This window comes from Pseudomonas sp. Leaf129, assembly GCF_001423465.1.
Taxonomy (GTDB): domain Bacteria; phylum Pseudomonadota; class Gammaproteobacteria; order Pseudomonadales; family Pseudomonadaceae; genus Aquipseudomonas; species Aquipseudomonas coleopterorum.
In genome coordinates this window covers 278,929-297,755 of the sequence record NZ_LMOC01000010.1, presented here as the reverse complement: position 1 = coordinate 297,755, position 18,827 = coordinate 278,929, and the positions used below count along the sequence as shown (strand labels likewise).

Annotated in this window: 18 protein-coding genes; 9 read left to right on the top strand and 9 right to left on the bottom strand. The window is 62.5% G+C overall.

Annotated elements, in window-relative coordinates; all coding sequences use genetic code 11:
- Window positions 1-7: 7 nt before the first annotated feature.
- The 7 genes from ASF66_RS20020 to ASF66_RS19990 all read left to right on the top strand — a co-directional run bounded on the left by ASF66_RS20020 (window position 8) and on the right by ASF66_RS19990 (window position 8,987).
- Window positions 8-607, top strand: coding sequence for a LysE/ArgO family amino acid transporter (locus ASF66_RS20020; protein ID WP_056845075.1), 600 nt, complete (start codon window positions 8-10; stop codon window positions 605-607).
- 186 nt (window positions 608-793) lie between these two features.
- On the top strand, window positions 794-1,390 hold the full coding sequence (locus ASF66_RS20015; RefSeq protein ID WP_043186911.1) for a superoxide dismutase: 597 nt from the start codon (window positions 794-796) through the stop codon (window positions 1,388-1,390).
- A 257-nt stretch (window positions 1,391-1,647) separates the two neighbouring features.
- Window positions 1,648-3,717, top strand: coding sequence for a putative bifunctional diguanylate cyclase/phosphodiesterase (locus ASF66_RS20010; RefSeq protein ID WP_056845074.1), 2,070 nt, complete (start codon window positions 1,648-1,650; stop codon window positions 3,715-3,717).
- 127 nt (window positions 3,718-3,844) lie between these two features.
- Window positions 3,845-5,197 carry an imelysin family protein gene (locus tag ASF66_RS20005; RefSeq protein WP_056845073.1) on the top strand — a complete coding sequence of 451 codons (1,353 nt, stop codon included), beginning with the start codon at window positions 3,845-3,847 and terminating at the stop codon, window positions 5,195-5,197.
- 160 nt (window positions 5,198-5,357) lie between these two features.
- Entirely contained in the window at window positions 5,358-6,785 is a 1,428-nt protein-coding gene (locus ASF66_RS20000; RefSeq protein ID WP_056845072.1) for a di-heme oxidoreductase family protein, read from the top strand.
- Window positions 6,786-6,810: 25 nt separating this feature from the next.
- On the top strand, window positions 6,811-7,875 hold the full coding sequence (locus tag ASF66_RS19995; protein ID WP_056845071.1) for an imelysin family protein: 1,065 nt from the start codon (window positions 6,811-6,813) through the stop codon (window positions 7,873-7,875).
- Between the two features lie 2 nt (window positions 7,876-7,877).
- The gene (locus tag ASF66_RS19990; RefSeq protein WP_056845070.1) at window positions 7,878-8,987 is read left to right on the top strand and encodes a DUF1513 domain-containing protein; all 1,110 of its coding nucleotides are present in this window, start codon (window positions 7,878-7,880) and stop codon (window positions 8,985-8,987) included.
- A 20-nt stretch (window positions 8,988-9,007) separates the two neighbouring features.
- On the opposite strand, the gene ASF66_RS19985 is transcribed toward ASF66_RS19990, so the two are convergent.
- The 9 genes from ASF66_RS19985 to ASF66_RS19945 form a co-directional block, all read right to left on the bottom strand.
- Entirely contained in the window at window positions 9,008-9,235 is a 228-nt protein-coding gene (locus ASF66_RS19985) for a hypothetical protein (protein WP_049860644.1), read from the bottom strand.
- Complete coding sequence (locus ASF66_RS19980) at window positions 9,235-9,951, bottom strand: lipopolysaccharide kinase InaA family protein (RefSeq protein WP_056845069.1); 717 nt, start codon at window positions 9,949-9,951, stop codon at window positions 9,235-9,237. Before ASF66_RS19980 ends, ASF66_RS19985 begins: the two co-directional genes overlap by 1 nt.
- A 5-nt stretch (window positions 9,952-9,956) precedes the next feature.
- A complete protein-coding gene (locus ASF66_RS19975; protein ID WP_056845068.1) occupies window positions 9,957-10,637 on the bottom strand; it encodes a class I SAM-dependent methyltransferase in 681 nt (226 codons plus the stop codon).
- A 147-nt stretch (window positions 10,638-10,784) separates the two neighbouring features.
- Complete coding sequence (locus ASF66_RS19970) at window positions 10,785-12,074, bottom strand: sensor histidine kinase (protein WP_056845067.1); 1,290 nt, start codon at window positions 12,072-12,074, stop codon at window positions 10,785-10,787.
- Complete coding sequence (gene colR, locus ASF66_RS19965; RefSeq protein WP_043186890.1) at window positions 12,064-12,747, bottom strand: two-component system response regulator ColR; 684 nt, start codon at window positions 12,745-12,747, stop codon at window positions 12,064-12,066. The genes ASF66_RS19970 and colR overlap by 11 nt, the downstream gene beginning before the upstream one ends.
- Before the next feature lie 134 nt (window positions 12,748-12,881).
- A complete protein-coding gene (groL, locus tag ASF66_RS19960) occupies window positions 12,882-14,528 on the bottom strand; it encodes a chaperonin GroEL (RefSeq protein WP_056845066.1) in 1,647 nt (548 codons plus the stop codon).
- Between the two features lie 45 nt (window positions 14,529-14,573).
- Window positions 14,574-14,867, bottom strand: coding sequence for a co-chaperone GroES (locus tag ASF66_RS19955; RefSeq protein ID WP_043186886.1), 294 nt, complete (start codon window positions 14,865-14,867; stop codon window positions 14,574-14,576).
- A 248-nt stretch (window positions 14,868-15,115) separates the two neighbouring features.
- On the bottom strand, window positions 15,116-15,607 hold the full coding sequence (locus ASF66_RS19950) for an FxsA family protein (RefSeq protein ID WP_056845065.1): 492 nt from the start codon (window positions 15,605-15,607) through the stop codon (window positions 15,116-15,118).
- Between the two features lie 156 nt (window positions 15,608-15,763).
- Window positions 15,764-16,771 carry a DUF481 domain-containing protein gene (locus ASF66_RS19945; protein ID WP_056845064.1) on the bottom strand — a complete coding sequence of 336 codons (1,008 nt, stop codon included), beginning with the start codon at window positions 16,769-16,771 and terminating at the stop codon, window positions 15,764-15,766.
- An 81-nt stretch (window positions 16,772-16,852) separates the two neighbouring features.
- Between ASF66_RS19945 and ASF66_RS19940 the strand changes: the two genes are divergently transcribed.
- Both ASF66_RS19940 and ASF66_RS19935 read left to right on the top strand, forming a co-directional pair.
- Window positions 16,853-17,221, top strand: a complete 369-nt coding sequence (locus tag ASF66_RS19940; RefSeq protein ID WP_056845063.1) for an MGMT family protein — start codon at window positions 16,853-16,855, stop codon at window positions 17,219-17,221.
- Window positions 17,222-17,262: 41 nt separating this feature from the next.
- Window positions 17,263-18,801, top strand: a complete 1,539-nt coding sequence (locus ASF66_RS19935; RefSeq protein WP_056845062.1) for an AmpG family muropeptide MFS transporter — start codon at window positions 17,263-17,265, stop codon at window positions 18,799-18,801.
- Window positions 18,802-18,827: the final 26 nt, after the last annotated feature.

Below are 18,827 nucleotides of genomic sequence, written 5' to 3'. Positions count from 1 at the left end.
AACACCGATGTGGCAGAGTTACCTGAATGGTTTGCTGGTTTCGTTCGGCCTGATCATGGCGATCGGCACGCAGAATGCGTTCGTTCTGGCGCAGAGCTTGCGCCGCGAGCATCACCTGCCCGTAGCCCTCTTGTGTGTGACCTGTGACGCGCTGCTGGTGGCCGCCGGTGTGTTTGGCCTGGCCACGCTACTGGCGCACAATCCGACGTTGCTGGCGGTGGCGCGCTGGGGCGGCGCCCTGTTCCTGCTCTGGTACGGCGCCCAGGCGCTGCGCCGTGCCTGCTCGCGGCAGAGCCTGGAACGGGCCGACAATACCGGGCTGCGCTCGCGCAAGGCAGTGCTGCTGAGTGCCTTGGCGGTGACCCTGCTCAATCCCCATGTGTACCTGGATACGGTGCTGTTGATCGGCTCACTGGGCGCCCAGCAAAGCGTACCGGCGGCCTATGTGGCCGGTGCGACCAGCGCGTCGCTGGTATGGTTCTTCGGCCTGGCCCTGGCTGCGGCCTGGCTCGCCCCCTGGTTGGCACGCCCCACCACCTGGCGCCTGCTCGACCTGATGGTGGCGGTGATGATGTTCGCGGTCGCGGCGCAGCTGGTGTTCACCTGAAACCGTCAGTCTGGCCAGGCAAAGGCTCTGGAACCTCTATCCCACACAGTTGTTGCGTGGTTAAGGCCCCATGCCGATGCTATGATCCGGCACTGCGTCGCAAAGAGTAAAAACTCGCCGACGTTTCTCAGGCCGCCCGTGATCGGCCGTGCGCAAACCGCAACAGACCTGATTAGGAGAATCACCATGGCTTTCGAATTGCCGCCGCTGCCCTACGCCCACGATGCCCTGCAGCCGCACATCTCCAAGGAAACCCTGGAGTATCACCACGACAAGCACCACAACACCTATGTCGTGAACCTGAACAACCTGGTGCCTGGCACCGAGTTCGAAGGCAAGACCCTCGAAGAAATCGTCAAGTCGTCGTCCGGTGGCATCTTCAACAACGCCGCCCAGGTCTGGAACCACACTTTCTACTGGAACTGCCTGGCACCCAACGCCGGCGGCCAGCCTACCGGTGCATTGGCCGAAGCCATCAACACCGCGTTCGGTTCGTTCGACACGTTCAAGGAAGAATTCACCAAGACGTCGGTCGGCACCTTCGGTTCCGGCTGGGGCTGGCTGGTGAAGAAAGCTGACGGCTCCCTGGCCCTGGCCAGTACCATCGGTGCCGGCAACCCGCTGACCAACGGCGACACCCCGCTGCTGACCTGCGACGTCTGGGAACACGCCTACTACATCGACTACCGCAACGTGCGTCCAAAGTATGTCGAGGCGTTCTGGAACCTGGTGAACTGGGACTTCGTGGCCCAGCAGTACGAAGGCCGCGCCTTCACTGCATAAGCCACATCGTTTCTGAAAAGCCCGGCCCTCGTGCCGGGCTTTTTTGTGCCCGCCTGCATTCGCCGATGGCACTTCCCGTCCAGCTTGTTGCCAGATTGTCGCTCAAGAATGCATCCAGGCCGGCCGACACACTGGCGCGCCTGTCGCCATTCGAGACAATCGGTACGATTCGCGTTCATTTGTGGCTTTACGGCCCACGGTAAGTTGCCAATACTCGTGGCATCTTGATACCAAGCGTTCGACACAAGGAATTGCCATTGAAGCTGGAAGTCAGGAACAGCTTGTCCGTCAAGTTGCTTCGCGCGGTGCTGATGTCGGCCCTGGTCGTGGGCATGGTGCTCAGCTGTGCGCAGATCGTCTTCGATGGCTACAAGACCCGCCAGGCCATCTCCGCCGACGCCGAGCGGATCCTGGCCATGTTCCGCGACCCTTCGACCCAGGCGCTCTACAGCCTGGACCGGGAAATGGGCATGCAGGTAATCGAAGGGCTGTTTCAGGATGAAGCGGTGCGTCAAGCGTCCATCGGCCACCCCGACGAAGCCATGCTGGCCGAACGCTCGCGCCCACTGCAGAGCTTGAGCAGCCGCTGGCTGACCGATCGCATCCTGGGCCAGGAGCGCAGCTTCAGCACACGCCTGGTCGGTCGCGGCCCGTTCAGCGAATACTACGGCGACCTGCACATCACCCTGGACACCGCCACCTATGGCGAGGACTTCATCGTCAGCTCGGTGATCATCTTCATTTCCGGCACCTTGCGCGCCCTGGCCCTGGGCCTGTTGCTGTACCTGATCTATCACTGGCTGCTGACCAAGCCGCTGTCACGAATCATCGAACACCTGCTGCAGATCAATCCCGACCGGCCCGGTGAATACCAACTGCCGTTGCCACGCGGTCATGAGCACAATGAGCTGGGCCTGTGGGTCAACACGGCCAACCAGCTCCTGGCGTCCATCGAGCGCAACACCCAACTGCGCCACGAAGCCGAAGACACCATGCTGCACATGGCCCAGCACGACGTGCTGACCGGCCTGGCCAACCGCGTGCAACTGCAGCAACAACTGGACAAGGTCCTGCTTGACGCTCATCGCCTGCAGCGTCGGGTCGCGGTCTTGTGCGTCGGCCTGGATGACTTCAAGGGCATCAACGAGCAGTTCGGCTACCAGACGGGTGACCTCCTGCTGCGCGCCCTGGCCGATCGCTTGCGGGCTCACAGCGGCAGGTTCGGCAACCTGGCACGCCTGGGCGGCGACCAGTTCGCGCTGGTTCAGGCGGACATCGAACAGCCCTACAAGGCAGCGGAGCTGGCGCAGCGCATTCTCGACGACCTCGATGCCCCTTTCGCGCTCGACGAGCATTCGATCCGCCTGCGCGCCACCATCGGCATCACCCTGTTTCCCGAAGACGGCGACAGTACCGAGAAGCTGCTGCAGAAAGCCGAGCAGACCATGACCCTGGCCAAGGTCCGTTCGCGCAACCGCTACCAGTTCTACATCGCCAGCGTCGACACCGAGATGCGCCGACGCCGCGAGCTGGAAAAGGACCTGCGCGAGGCACTGGCGCGCAATCAACTGCACCTGGTCTACCAGCCGCAGATCAGCTACCGCGACCACAGTATCGTCGGCGTCGAGGCGCTGCTGCGCTGGCAGCACCCGGAACACGGCCTGGTTCCCCCCGATCAGTTCATCCCCCTGGCCGAGCAGAACCGCAGCATCATCGCCATCGGCGAATGGGTCCTCAATCAGGCCTGCAGCCAGTTGCGCGAGTGGCATGACCAGGGCTTCATCGGCCTGCGCATGGCAGTCAACCTGTCCACGGTGCAGTTGCACCACAACGAACTGCCCCGCGTAGTCAGCAACATCCTGCAAATGTATCGTCTGCCGCCGCGCAGCCTGGAGCTGGAGGTGACCGAAACCGGCCTCATGGAAGACATCAGCACGGCCGCGCAGCACCTGCTGAGCCTGCGCCGCTCGGGCGCACTGATTGCCATCGACGACTTCGGCACTGGCTATTCATCGCTCAGTTACCTGAAGTCGCTGCCTCTGGACAAGATCAAGATCGACAAGAGTTTCGTCCAGGACGTGCTCAGCGACGAGGATGACGCGACCATCGTGCGGGCCATCATCCAGCTGGGCAAGAGCCTGAACATGCAGGTCATCGCCGAAGGTGTCGAAACTCTGGAGCAGGAGGCCTACATCGTCGCCCAGGGCTGCCACGAGGGTCAGGGCTACCTCTACAGCAAGCCGCTGGCGGCGCGTGAGTTGACGGCCCTGCTCAAGCAATCGGAGCGCAGCCGTACCCACCTCACCTCGACGCCGTCGCAGAGTTAGCGCAACGCGTCAGCCTGAAGCTTTTTTCACATTAGCCCTTTACAGAAAATGCATATCTTTCGCATTATGGCGCAGTTTTGCGCGCCCTCCGCGCGCCCGCTCGCCACTCTTGACGCAGGATTTCGCCATGATTCGTACGCCCCTGGCCACCGCCAGTCTGCTGGCCATCGCCATCGCTCTTGCCGGCTGCGACAGCAAGGACAAGCAAACCACCACCGCCGCCCAGACCCCAGCCCCGGCCGCCTCCGCGCCGGCGGCCCCGGCTGCGGTGCCCACGGCTTCCGGCACCCTCGACGAAGCTGCGGCCAAGGCCGTGGTCGCCCACTACGCGGACATCGTGCACGCCACGTTCGAAGATGCCCTGACCACCGCTCAGGCATTGCAGAAAGCCGTCGACGCCTTCCTTGCCGCGCCCAGCGACGCCACCTTGAAAGCTGCGCGCGATGCCTGGGTTGCCTCGCGTCCTTCGTACCTGCAGACCGAGACCTTTCGTTTCGGCAATACCTTGATCGATGACTGGGAAGGTCAGGTCAACGCCTGGCCCCTGGACGAAGGCCTGATCGACTACACCGACAAGAGCTACGAGCACGCCCTGGGCAACCCCGGCGCTACCGCCAACATCATCGCCAACAAAATCATCCAGGTCGGTGAAGACAAGGTCGACGTCAGCGACATCACCCCCGAGAAGCTCGCCAGCCTGAACGAACTCGGTGGTTCGGAAGCCAACGTCGCTACCGGCTACCACGCCATCGAATTCCTGCTCTGGGGCCAGGACCTCAACGGTACCGGCCCAGGCGCCGGCAACCGCCCAGCGTCCGACTACCTGGAAGGCGCCGGTGCCACCGGTGGCCACAACGACCGTCGTCGTGCCTACCTCAAGGCCGTCACCGACCTGCTGGTCAGCGACCTCGAAGAGATGCTCGCCAACTGGAAACCCAACGTCGCCGACAACTACCGCGCCACCCTGGTGGGCGAGCCGGTCGACAGCGGCCTGCGCAAGATGCTCTTCGGCATGGGCAGCCTGTCCCTCGGCGAATTGGCCGGCGAGCGCATGAAGGTCGCCCTGGAAGCCAACTCGCCGGAAGACGAGCACGACTGCTTCAGCGACAACACGCACAACTCGGCGTTCTACAACGCCAAGGGTATCCGCAACGTCTACCTGGGCGAGTACACGCGTACCGATGGCACCAAGCTGACCGGTGCAAGCCTGTCCTCGCTGGTGGCCAAGGCCGACCCAGCTACCGATACCGCGTTGAAGGCCGATCTTGCCGACACCGAAGCCAAGATGCAGGCCATCGTCGACCGCGCCAACAAGGGCGAGCACTTCGATCAGCTGATCAGCAGCGATAACACCGCTGGCCAGCAAGTGGTGCGCGATGCCATCGCCGCCCTGGTCAAGCAGACCGGCGCTATCGAGCAGGCCGCCGGCAAACTGGGTATCACCGATCTCAACCCGGACACCGCCGACCACGAGTTCTGATCGATCCGGGCTGCACCGACAGGCACTCGCGCGTCCGGTGCAGCCCGTTCACCCAAGGCTCGAAAGCCCGTACAGGCGAAGCGCGCGGCGAGTCCGCTGCCCGCCAGGCTTTCACAGCCCCATCGCCAAACATTCAACCGATTCCCACAGCTTCCAGACCATGCGCACAGCCCTGCCCTGCTTCGTCTCTCTGCTTCTGGCCTGCGGCCTGGGCGGGTGCGACGACGCCCCGCGCTTCACCCAGGCCGAACCTGGCGAAGCGAACAGCGCGGGCCAGGCCACGGTGCGCAAATTCGACGTCAATGCCTACTCCATGCCTTCGGCCAATCTGTCGCCGGTCCGGCGCCTGGATTTCAGCGTGGGCAACAGTTTCTTCCGCAGTCCGTGGGTCATCGCGCCATCCACCACCACCGCGCGCGACGGCCTGGGGCCACTGTTCAACACCAACGCCTGCCAGAACTGCCACATCAAGGACGGTCGCGGCCACCCGCCCGAGGACGACGCGCTGAGTGCCGTGTCCATGCTGGTACGCCTGTCGCTGCCCGACAGCCCGAACTACCTGCGCGAGATCGAGCGCCTGGGCGTGGTGCCCGAACCGGTCTATGGCACGCAATTGCAGGACATGGCCATCCCCGGTCACGCCCCTGAAGGCAAGGTGCGGGTGACCTACCAGAGCGTGCCGGTGCGCTTCAAGGACGGTACGCAGATCGAACTGCGCAAGCCGCAGCTGCAGATCAGCCAACTGGGCTACGGCGACCTGCATCCCGATACACGCTTCTCGGCGCGGATCGCGCCACCGATGATCGGTCTGGGCCTGCTCGAAGCGATCAGCGAGCAGGACATCCTGGCCAATGCCCGCCACCAGGCCGAGAGCGCCGGCCCGGTCAAGGGCCGGCCCAATCAGGTATGGGACGATGCCCAGAACCGTACCGTGCTCGGCCGCTTCGGCTGGAAAGCCGGGCAGCCCAACCTGAATCAGCAGAATGTGCATGCCTTCTCCGGCGACATGGGGCTGACCACTTCGCTGCGTCCGTTCGATGAGTGCACGGCGGCGCAAACCGCCTGCCGTGGGGCGATCAATGGCAATGGCCCGGGCGGCGAACCCGAAGTCAGTGATAACATTCTGCGCCTGGTGCTGTTCTACACCCGCAACCTCGGCGTACCGGCGCGACGCGACGTCGACTCTGCGCAGGTGCTGGCCGGCAAGAATCTGTTCTACCAGGCTGGCTGTCAGGGTTGCCATGTGGCGCAATACACCACGGCAAGCGACGCCGCGGAACCGGAGTTGCGCAACCAGACGATTCGCCCCTATACCGATCTGCTGCTGCACGACATGGGTCCAGGCTTGGCCGACGGACGCAGCGAGTTCAAGGCCGGCGCACAGGACTGGCGGACGCCGCCGCTGTGGGGCATCGGCTTGAGCGAAACGGTCAGCGGGCACAGCCAGTTCCTTCACGACGGCCGTGCGCGCAACCTTCTCGAAGCCGTGCTGTGGCATGGCGGCGAGGCCGAAACGGCCAAACAGCAGGTATTGCAATTCGACGACCAGCAGCGCGCTGCGCTGCTGGCGTTCTTGAACTCTCTCTAGATGACTACACGTTTCAGGAGCCTACATGTTCCGTCCCAAGCTGCTCTTCACCGGCCTCGCTGCCCTGGCACTGGGCGCCTGCTCGCCCCAAGACCAGCAAGCCGTCACCAGTGCCGCCATCGCCAAGCAGGTCATCCTGCCGACCTACAGCCGTTGGGTAGAAGCCGATCGGCAACTGGCCGCCAGCGCCCTGGCGTTCTGCCAGGGCTCCCAGCCACTGGACGCCGCGCGCGCTGATTTCCTCAAGGCGCAAAAAGCCTGGGCCGAGCTGCAACCCTTGCTGATCGGCCCGCTGGCCGAAGGCAACAAGGCCTGGTCGGTGCAGTTCTGGCCGGACAAGAAAAACCTGGTCGGGCGCCAGGTCGAGCAGCTCGCCAACGCCGAGCAACCCATCGATGCACAGAGCCTGGCCAAGGCCAGCGTGGTGGTACAGGGCCTGTCGGCGTACGAGTACATCCTTTTCGACAGCAAGCCGGAAATTGCCGATGCCGCGCAGAAGGCTCGCTATTGCCCGCTGCTCACTGCCATCGGCGAGCACCAGAAAGCACTGGCCGAAGAGATTCTCGCCAGTTGGAACAGCGCCGACGGCATGCTTGCGCAGATGACCAAGTTTCCCAATCAGCGCTACGCCGATTCCCACGAGGCCATCGCCGACGTCCTGCGGGCCCAGGTCACCGCACTCGACACCCTGAAGAAGAAGCTCGGCGCGCCCATGGGCCGCCTCACCAAGGGCATCGCCCAACCCTACCAGGCCGAAGCCTGGCGCAGCGCCCAGTCGATACACAGCGTGCGTGCCAGTCTGGCGGCCGCGCAGACCGTCTGGGCCGGCGTCGACAACAAGGGCCTGCGCGGCCTGCTACCCAGCGACCAGAAAGCCTTGGCCGACAAGATCGATGCGGCCTACGCCACGTCCATGAAGCTGCTCGACAGCAACACGCGCAGCCTGGGCGACCTGCTTGGCGACGATGCCGGCAAACAGTTTCTCAACACCCTCTACGACAGCCTCAACGTGGTCCACCGCCTGCACGAAGGCGAGTTGGCCCGCGCCCTGAACATCCAGCTGGGCTTCAATGCCAACGACGGTGACTGACGATGATCGCACGCTCGGCGCAGAAGCTGACCCAAGTGCTGCTCAAGGCCCTGACTCTGGGCAACTGGACACTGTCCAGGCAGGCACAGCGTGAACCGCTGTTGCTGTCGGCCCGGGACGATGCCGATGGCGGGCACTACGCCGTGGGTTATCGGCTGGACGGCCGTGAGGTGTTCGCCACCCAGGTCGGCCAACGCTGTCATGACATCGTCGACCACCCGACCTTGCCGGTGGCCCTCTTCGTCGCGCGTCGTCCCGGCACCCAGAGTTACCTGATCGACCTGCGCGATGGGGCGCTGCTGCAAACCCTGGAATCGCGCCCTGATCGGCATTTCTATGGCCACGCCGTGATTCACAAGGACGGCGAATGGTTATATGCCACCGAGAACGACACCACCGATCCAGGCCGTGGCGTGCTGGGTGTCTATCGCTTCGTCGATGGGCGCCTGGTGCACAGCGGCGAGTTGTCCACCCACGGTATCGGCCCGCATCAGGTGTCATGGATGACGGACGGCGAAACCCTGGTGGTGGCCAACGGTGGCATCCGCACCGAAGCTGAAAGCCGGGTCGAGATGAACCTGGACGCCATGCAGCCCAGCCTGGTGATGATGCGTCGCGATGGCTCGCTGCTGAGCAAGGAATGCCTGGAGCAGCCGATGAACAGCGTGCGGCATCTGGCGATCAGTGCCGACGATACCGTGTTCGCCTGTCAGCAGTTCATGGGCCCGAGCCACGAGAGCGCCCCGCTGCTGGCCGTCAAGCGACCGGGCCAGGCCTTTCAGGCCTTCCCTGTTTCGCTTGAACAATTGCAGTCGATGGGGCACTACACCGCCAGCGTCGCAGTGCACAGCGAACTGCGCCTGGTGGCACTCACCGCGCCCAGGGCCAACCGTTTCTTCATCTGGGACATGGACAGCGGTGCGGTGAAGCACGACGGCACCTTGCCCGATTGCGCGGGCGTCGGTGCCGTGGAAGATGGTTTCGTGGTGACCTCGGGGCAAGGCCGCTGCCGCTACTACGACTGCCGCGCTCCACAGCTGGTGGGAGCGCCGCTGCAACTGCCGTCGGGGCTTTGGGACAATCACCTGTACCTGCACCTGAACGTGGCTTGAATACAGGTGAGCTGGGCGCCTTACCCCTGAGTGCGTACGCCCTGGCTCAGGCCAAGCATGAACAGGATGAAATCCTTGTCCGGAGTGACGGCCATCTGCGCCTTCTGGGAGCGCGGCAACGGACAGTTGCCCTCGCCGTGGGCAGCGCTGAGGATGGCCGAGCGCGGTTGTTCCCACGCTGCTACCGCCGCGGTGGCCACGCCTAGCGCCGCCACCAGAAACAAACCTCGTGCGATTTCTAGTTTCATCACTGTAAACCTTTGATGGAGCTGCCGAATGCCGCCTCATAAAGGTAGATCAGCTTGCGCCAGTCCGGATCACTGAACGACGAATGGCGACGCAGCTGCTTCATGTCGTGTGAGGCCGCCTGCTGAGCGGTCATGCGTTGACGGCACTTCTCCAGGTCCAGCAGCGCCACTTCACCGCGCGCATTGCTACCTTCGCCCGTCACGCGGACGAATACGTGCTTGATGTAGATGCAGCTGTGTTGCCAGCGTCCGCGGTGCATGCGCGCCAGGTTGGTCGCCAGGCTCTGCAGAACCTGCTCGTAGACTGCTTCGCCATGACGCTCGCGACCGCCGCCCTGCAACCAATGCTCGAACTCTTCGAAACCGTCCAGCGACTTCGTCACCAACAGTGCTTGCCACTCGTTGTTCTCGTCGCGCTGGGTGCCACAGAAGATCATCTTCGGCACGTTGACGTCCAGTTGGTAGAGCGCGGTCAACGCATCGCGTTCGCGCAATACCGTAGGACGACCGAACGGATGCAGCCAGCTGCGATAGATGTGTCCGACCTGACGTTTGACGTAGATCATCTGCCCGTCGGCCGCGAACAGGCGTTGCACGCCGCTTTCGCCGCCACGGCGCACGTTGGGCTCCTCCACCCACGCGCCCTGCTGCCGCCAGTAGTGATCGAAGCCGGCCTTGCCGCTTGCCGTGCCTGCCGTCATGCCCTCAACCGCCATCCTGCTTACCCCTTACGTAGAACGTATACTCGCCACATGGCGTACATCGGCAAAAAGTCCAGGCGCTCCTGAATACGGAAACCGGCCTGGATGAACTCCGCTTCCACGGTTGCCGCAGGCAACACGAAGCGGTTCTGATACTCGTCCTGATCGTTGCGCAGACGTCGACGCTGTTCGGCCCGCTCACGCTTCCAGGCCTTGAAGTTGCCGTCGACCCACAGCGACAACACCACGCTGTCACGGGTTACCCGGTGAAACTGCCTGAGAATGGTCAGGCGGTGTTCGGCTTCACCGATGTGGTGCAGCAACCTCATGCAAAAGATGCTGTCTACCGAATTGTCCGGCAGGGCAATATCGAACGCCGAAGTCTGCAACGGCTGCACCCGCTCCACGATGTCCTTGGGTTGCGAGGCGCACGCGGTTTCGACCATCGCCGCCGAATTGTCCGCACCGATGATCACGCGGTTGTGCTTCTCGGCCAGCAGCGGCCAGAAGCGACCGGCACCACACGGCAGGTCCAGCACCAGGCCGGGCTCGCCGACCAGCGCCAGTGCCTTGCGGGCCAGTTGCTCGTCGCGCCTGTGTGACATGCGTCGAGCAAAACTGTTGCGATGTTTATCAAAATATTTCTGCGCGTGGGCGCGGTCATACTTCTCGGAAAATTCCAACTTGACGGGATCGGACATGGGGCACGCCTCTAGGACAGATGGCGCACACCTTATTCATCCAACCGTCGTGGCCAGGTCATGTCACTGTGAAAAATTTGTCAGAAATTTCCTAGGTGATACAGGATATTTCCTACAGTAATGGCACGCGGCAGTTGGAAGCAAGCATCAGGCCAATGCGTGTTTGCCCAATCCAAGTTCGATGGTGAAGCGACAGCCGTGGGGTTCGACAGGCTCCAGTTGGACCTGCCAGCCCTGGTCTTCGCAGATACGCTGAACCAGCGACAACCCCAGGCCTAGACCCTCCCCGCGCTTTTCAGGGCCACGCACGAAAGGCTGGAACATGGCCTCTCGCTGAGCCTCGGGAATGCCCACGCCGCTGTCTTCAACTTGGAAGCTTGTCGCGTCCAGCGTCAGGCGAATGAAGCCCTGATCGGTGTAATGCAGGGCATTACGCAACAGGTTCCCCATCACCGCGTGTAGAAAGGTACCGTTGTAGGTTTGACTCAGGGGCGCACCGGCCACGAATTCCAATCTCAGGCCCTTCTTTTCGATCGCGGGTCGCCACTGCGTCATAAGGTCTTCGGCGACCTGGCCCAAGGTGGCCGGCGTCACGCGGCCGCTGTCATCGCGCTGAGCGCGCGCCAGCATCAGGAAAGTCTGCACCAGATCGCGCATGTCCTCGCAGGCGCGCGCGATGCGCTGCACCTGGGCACGCGACCGCTCGGGCAGCGCCGGATTTTCCAGCAACAGTTCGCAGGAACTGGCCAGCACCATCAGCGGGGTGCGCAATTCATGGCTGACGTCGCTGGTGAACAGGCGCTCGCGGGTCAGTGCATCGCGCAGGCGGCCAAGGGTGGCATCGAACGCCACGGCCAGCTCACCGACTTCGTCGGCCGTGTAGTCCGGCGCCAGGGGCGGCGCCATGCCGAGGATCTGATCGCGATGGCGCACCTGACGCGCCAGGCGCACGACGGGCGCCATGACCTTGCGCGCCAGCACCCAGCCGAGAAAGATCGCCAGGGCCAGGCTTAGAACGAAACCCACCAGTACCACGGCGAACAGCACGCGCTCACGCTCTTCGAAATCGCTCTGGTCCTGCAACAGGGCGTAGCGACGCCCGTCGACCACCTGGATCATCGCGTGGTAGGACAACTTGTCGCGAAACACCTCGTGAAAGCCGACCGGCAAATGTTTCACGTCCGGCGCCAGCTCGAATTCGCCGGGACCTCCATCGTAGTAGAACAACTGGTCGGGTTCAGGGCGATGGCTCCAGTCGGCGCCGTTGTCCATCAGCAGCAGGCGCTGCAGGTCGCCGCCCAGGCCTGCGGAAATCAGCCGCTCCTCGACCAGGTGCACGGTGGCCACGATACCGACCGCGAAAGCGCCCGCCACCAGGGCGCTCATCAAGGCAAAGGCGATGATGATGCGTTGTGCGAGGCTCTGCTTAAACTCCATCGCGGCCTTCGGCGAGGCGGTAACCCACGCCATGCACGGTGTGAAGCAGAGGCTTGTCGAACGGTTTGTCGATCACCTGACGCAACTGGTGGACGTGACTGCGCAGGCTGTCGCTGTCGGGGCAGTCATCGCCCCACAGGGCTTCTTCGAGCACTTCGCGGCGCAGCACATGGGGACTCTTCTGCATCAGCACGGCGAGCAGCTTGAGGCCCACCGGGTTGAGCTTGAGCAGGCGGCCCTCGCGGGTGACTTCCAGGGTGTCGAGGTCGTAGATCAGATCGCCGACCTGCAGCGAGCGACGACCACCGCCCTGGGCACGGCGCAGGACCGCTTCGATGCGCGCCGCCAACTCGGACAGCGCGAACGGCTTGAGCAGGTAGTCGTCGGCACCTGAACGAAAGCCCTGCAGGCGGTCATCGAGCTGATCGCGTGCAGTGAGCATGATCACCGGCGTATCGCGTCGGGCATCCTCTCGCAGGCGTTTGCACAGCGTATAGCCGTCGATGCCCGGGAGCATGATGTCGAGCACGATCAGGTCGTAATGTTCGGTGGCCGCCAGGTGCAGGCCGGACAGACCGTCCTGGGCGCAGTCGACGGTGTAGCCTTTCATACCCAGGTAATCGGCCAGGTTGGCCAGGATGTCGCGGTTGTCTTCAACCAATAGGATTCGCATGGGCAGATCTCCGAGTGCTGCTGTCGCCCCGACGGGGCTCGCGCAGCTTATAGGCTGGGCAGGCATAAAAAAACCCCGGCCATGACTGGCCGGGGTTTTTCTTACCTGTAAACAGGTAGAGCGCGAGGGCTCGCTTACATCATGCCGCCCATGCCACCCATGCCGCCCATGTCTGGCATGCCGCCGCCAGCTGCGCCTTCGGCTTTCGGCTTGTCAGCGATGGCTGCTTCGGTCGTCAGGATCAGACCACCGATGGAGGCTGCTGCCTGCAATGCCGAACGGGTCACCTTGGTAGGATCCAGGATGCCCATTTCGATCATGTCGCCGTAGACGCCAGTTGCAGCATTGTAACCGTAGTTACCTGTGCCGTTCTTGACTTCGTTGACCACAACGCTTGGCTCGTCGCCGGAGTTGGCAGCGATCTGGCGCAGCGGTGCTTCGACTGCGCGACGCAGTACAGCGATACCGACGTTCTGGTCGGCGTTATCGCCGGTCAGGTTGGTCAGCGCTTCCAGAGCACGGATCAGCGCAACGCCACCGCCAGGTACCACGCCTTCTTCGACGGCTGCGCGGGTTGCGTGCAGGGCGTCTTCAACGCGGGCTTTCTTCTCTTTCATTTCAACTTCGGAGCCAGCGCCTACCTTGATCACTGCAACGCCGCCAGACAGCTTGGCCAGACGTTCCTGCAGTTTTTCACGGTCGTAGTCCGAGGAAGTTTCGCCAATCTGCTGACGAATCTGGTTGATACGGGACTGGATGTCGCCTTCAACGCCAGCGCCGTCAACGATGATGGTGTTTTCCTTGGAGATGGTCACGCGCTTGGCGCTGCCCAGGTTCTCCAGGGTGGCACTTTCCAGGCTCAGGCCGATCTCTTCGGAGATGACGGTGCCGCCGGTCAATACGGCGATGTCCTGCAGCATGGACTTGCGACGGTCACCGAAGCCAGGCGCCTTGACGGCAGCGACTTTGACGATACCGCGCATGTTGTTCACGACCAAAGTCGCCAGAGCTTCGCCTTCGACGTCTTCGGAAACGATCAGCAGCGGACGGCCGGCCTTGGCAACGGCTTCCAGCACCGGCAGCATTTCGCGGATGTTGGAGATTTTCTTGTCGACCAGCAGGATCAGCGGGCTGTCCAGCTCGGCGACCATGGTTTCCGGCTTGTTGACGAAGTACGGGGACAGGTAGCCACGGTCGAACTGCATGCCTTCTACGACCGACAGTTCGTTTTCCAGGCCAGTGCCTTCTTCAACGGTGATCACGCCTTCTTTACCGACTTTTTCCATGGCTTCGGCAATGATGTCGCCGATGGAGCTGTCGGAGTTGGCGGAGATGGTACCGACCTGAGCGATAGCCTTGGTATCGGCACATGGCTTGGACAGGTTTTTCAGCTCAGCAACGACGGCGATGGTCGCTTTGTCGATGCCGCGCTTGAGGTCCATGGGGTTCATGCCAGCAGCGACGGCCTTGTAGCCTTCGTTGACAATGGCTTGAGCCAGAACGGTAGCGGTAGTGGTGCCGTCGCCTGCGTCATCATTGGCACGGGAGGCAACGTCTTTGACCAGCTGCGCGCCCATGTTTTCGAAACGGTCTTCGAGCTCGATTTCCTTGGCAACGGAAACGCCGTCCTTGGTGATGGTCGGGGCGCCGAAGCTTTTCTCGATGATCACGTTACGGCCTTTCGGGCCCAGGGTCGCTTTTACCGCGTCAGCCAGGACGTTGACGCCAGTGAGCATTTTCTTGCGGGCGGAGTCGCCGAATTTAACTTCTTTAGCAGCCATGATCGATTTCCTTGAATACTGGGGAGTAACGGGCGTTCAGTGGTATCAGCCTTCGACGACGGCGAGGATTTCGTTCTCGCTCATCACCAGCAGGTCTTCACCGTCGACCTTGACGGTGTTGCTGCCCGAGTAAGGGCCGAAGACCACCTTGTCACCCACCTTGACGGCCAGCGCGCGGACTTCGCCGCTATCCAGGATCTTGCCGGTGCCCACTGCGACGATTTCGCCACGGTTGGGTTTTTCAGCGGCCGAACCTGGCAGAACGATACCGCCAGCGGTTTTGGACTCTTCTTCGCTGCGACGGATAACGACGCGGTCATGCAGAGGGCGAAGCTTCATTGTCGATCTCTCCTAATTATGGTTTTCATCGGCCGGTGTGTACCGGCGGCGTGGATCTTCCGGCGTAACCGGTCGCGTCTTGCAGCGCAAGACGCGGAAACATGTGTGGCGCTGATGCCACAAACCTTGCGGTGACCCATACATGAGGTCGGCGCATGGGATTACAAGGGCCAGGGTGAAAAATTTCCATACCAACGGCCAAAAGAAACGGCGCCCGAAGGCGCCGTCGACAAGCTGCAAGGCATCTTTCAGCGATCGGTACGCCCTGTTTCGCGTCCGACCACTTCACCTTCGATGACCTCGCCTTCGATCACGTGGGCGCGGTAGGCCTGGGTCGAACCACCCGAGGGTGGCATATCGTCGGCGAACGCGCGCTGGCGCATGGCCTGCGCCTGGGCCCGCTCGCGCACCTTGCGGATCAGGAAATGCCGGGTGAAGGGCAGCAGGCACAGCACGCCGAACACATCGGTAATGAAGCCGGGCACGATCAGCAGGACACCACCCATTGCAGTGACCAGGCCATTGAACATCTGCTCGGCAGGCAGCTCGCCCCGCTGCAGGCTGGCGCGGGTGCGCAGAACCGTGGCCAGACCGGCCACGCGCATCACCAGCACACCCAGCACCGAGCCGGCAATGATGAGCAACAGCGCGGGGAAAAACCCGATTGCGGTGCTCACCTTGAAGAAGACGTACAGTTCCAATACGGGGAACAACAGGAACAGCAATAGAAAAGCGCGCATCAAATGGTTTCCTCTACGGAAGAATGCCTTCCAGTAGACCCTAGATGACGTCAATAAATCGTTAATTCAAGGCAGGGGCGAATCGATGGCACCGCACATGCCCGCAAAACCCGCGTCACTCGGGGCCTGGCGGACATGTGTCGGCGTATTGCAGGGTTACCAGGCGACGCCAAAACCGGCCGTGTAACGGGTGCTGTCGAGGTCGGCGCCACTGGTGCCGCTGACCAGATCCTTCTCGGCCTTGAGGTTGAGCGATGCCCACTCGGTGACCTTGTAGCGCAGGCCCACTTCGGCATCCAGGCTGTAATCGGCCACGTTGCTGATCGGCTTGCCGAGTTCGCCGTTGGTGAAGAACTCCACCGTCTTGCCGATCAGGTAGCGGTTGTAGTCCCACTTCATGGCCACGGAATAGAAGTTGTCCTTGTCGCCGTCGGCGTATTGGAAGTCGGTGCGGTTGAACAGGCCGCCCAGCGAGAACGCCCCGAGTTCGTCATCCCAGAACTGGTAGCCAGGGCCGGTACCGATGGTGCGCTGGCGCTCCAGATCTTCGATCTTGTCGCGCTTGTAATCCAGGCGCCCCTGCCAGAACCACTGATCGGTGAAGAAGCGGTCGAGGGAGTATTCCAAGGCGAAATTGTCGGTGGTGACGACGCTGTCCTGGGACTCGCGGTTGTACTCGCCCGAGCCGATGTGGCGCCACTTGCCGTGCCGGGCGGTGGTCTTGAAGGCGACGTTATAGTCGTCGGTATCGGTTTCGGCGCGCTTGTAGTCCAGGCCCATGTCGACATTGCCCTTGATCTGCAGGTCGGTGACCACGGGCTTGGGCTTGATGATCTGCTGGATGCTGGCCAGTTCGACGGTCTTGGGCGCCTCACCGTTCTGCAGGATGACCTTGCCATCTTCGGCGGCTTTGATCGACTTGGGCTTCTCGCCCATATAGTCATCCTGCTTAACCAGAAGCTCCTGATCGCTCTCCATGGTCTTGATCTGTTTCCAGTCCAGCGGAATCGAGCCGCCGTATTCGGTCTTGATCATCAGCTTGCCACCGTCGAACACGGTAATCTTGCCGGAAATGCGGTCACCGTTTTTCAGCCAGACCGTATCGGCAAAGGTCGCGGTAGAAGTGGAAGCCAGGGCAAGGCACAGCAGGGTTCTAGGCAACATAGGCAGATTCTGGGGGCTCTGATGTGTAGGAAATGCAGCATTATTCGGTAGGACTAGATCCGAGCAAGGACAGACACTTAGATGACAGACGAGTTCAATTCTCAACTGCAGAATGACCCCGATCAGGCCGCGGCCATTCGCCGCACCGCGCTCTACACCGTGCTGGCCCAAGTGCCAGAAGGCAAAGTCGTGACCTATGGGCAGCTCGCCGAACTGGCCATGCTCGGTCGCGCGGCGCGCTGGGTCGGGCGAACCTTGAGCCAACTGCCGGACGGCACCCGTCTGCCCTGGCATCGCGTGGTCGCCGCCGGCGGGCGGCTGAGCCTTGAGGCGGGAACGTCCAGCGGCGCCGAACAACGGGCGCGCCTGCGCAGCGAAGGCGTACTGATCATGAAGAATCGCGTCGATATGGCACGCCATGGCTGGCGTCCAGAGCAAGCATGCGGTTAGAGTGCGCGCTTTGTTTCGCAAACTGAGGCAGATTCCAGCCCATGCCCCGTAAAACCTGGCGCGCCGCGCTCGCCGCTTATGCCAGCCCTTCCACCGTTGTGCTTCTGCTGCTCGGTTTCGCTGCCGGCCTGCCGTACATGCTGGTGTTCTCGACCCTCTCGGTGTGGTTGCGTGAAGCAGGCGTTGCCCGTGAAACCATCGGCTATGCCAGCCTCATCGGTCTGGCCTATGCCTTCAAGTGGGTATGGTCGCCGCTGCTCGACCAATGGCGGTTGCCGCTGCTCGGCAAGCTGGGGCGGCGGCGCTCCTGGCTGGTGCTGGCACAGGCACTGGTGATTCTCGGTCTGGTGGGCATGAGTTTCTGCGATCCGCAAAAGCATCTGTCGTGGTTGATCGCCATTGCCGTCGTGGTCGCCTTCGCCTCGGCCACCCAGGACATCGCCGTGGATGCCTACCGCCTGGAGATCGCCGAAGATCAGCGCCAGGCCGCCCTCGCTGCCAGCTACATGGCCGGTTACCGTGTGGCCGCGCTGCTGGCCACCGCCGGCGCCCTGTATTTCGCCGAAGGCTTCGGCTCCACCGGATTTGCCTATCTGCATCAGGCCTGGGCCAACACCTATCTGTTGTTCGGCTTGTTGATGGTGCCAGCGCTGATCACCACCCTGGTCATGCGTGAACCGCCAGTGGCCCTGCGCACGCAATTGTCGGCGGCGCGCTATGGCTTCAGCCATCAATTGATGTCGGTGTTCGTGCTGATCGTGCTGCTGGTGTCGGTACCGGCCATGTTCACCCAGCTGTACAACACCGATTTCGCCAGCGTGCTGTTCGGCAGCCAGAGCCTGATCGACCTGCTGCTCGAAGACCGGGCATTTCTGCGTGCCCTGCTCTACATCATTCTGACCGCCGCGTGCCTGTCGTCGGTCGGTCGCCGCGGGCTGGCGCCGGTGCTGACCCCGGTCAACGACTTCATTCTGCGCTACCGCTGGCAAGCCTTGCTGCTGCTGGGGCTGATCGCGACCTATCGGATGTCCGATACGGTCATGGGGGTCATGGCCAACGTGTTCTACATCGACCAGGGCTTCACCAAGGACCAGATCGCCAGCGTCAGCAAGATCTTCGGCCTGATCATGACCCTGCTCGGCGCCGGCTTCGGCGGCTTGTTGATCGTGCGCTTCGGCATCCTGCCGATCCTGTTCATCGGCGGCATCACTTCGGCCGGCACCAACCTGCTGTTCCTGATGCTGGCCGACATGGGGCCGAACCTGAAGATGCTGGTGTTGACCATCTCGCTGGACAATTTCAGTTCCGGCCTGGCCACCTCGGCCTTCGTTGCCTACCTGTCGAGCCTGACCAACCTCAAGTTCTCGGCCACGCAATATGCGCTGCTGAGCTCGATCATGCTCCTGCTGCCGCGCCTGATCGGTGGTTATTCAGGGGTCATGGTCGAGAAGTTCGGCTATCACAACTTTTTCCTGATCACCGCCCTGCTCGGCGTGCCGACGCTGCTGCTCATCGCCCTGCACTGGAAGCAGGAGAATGCGCGCATCGCCCGCGAGGGGCCCGACGAAGAAGCGACGTGACAAAAAAAGCCCCGGCCATGACGACC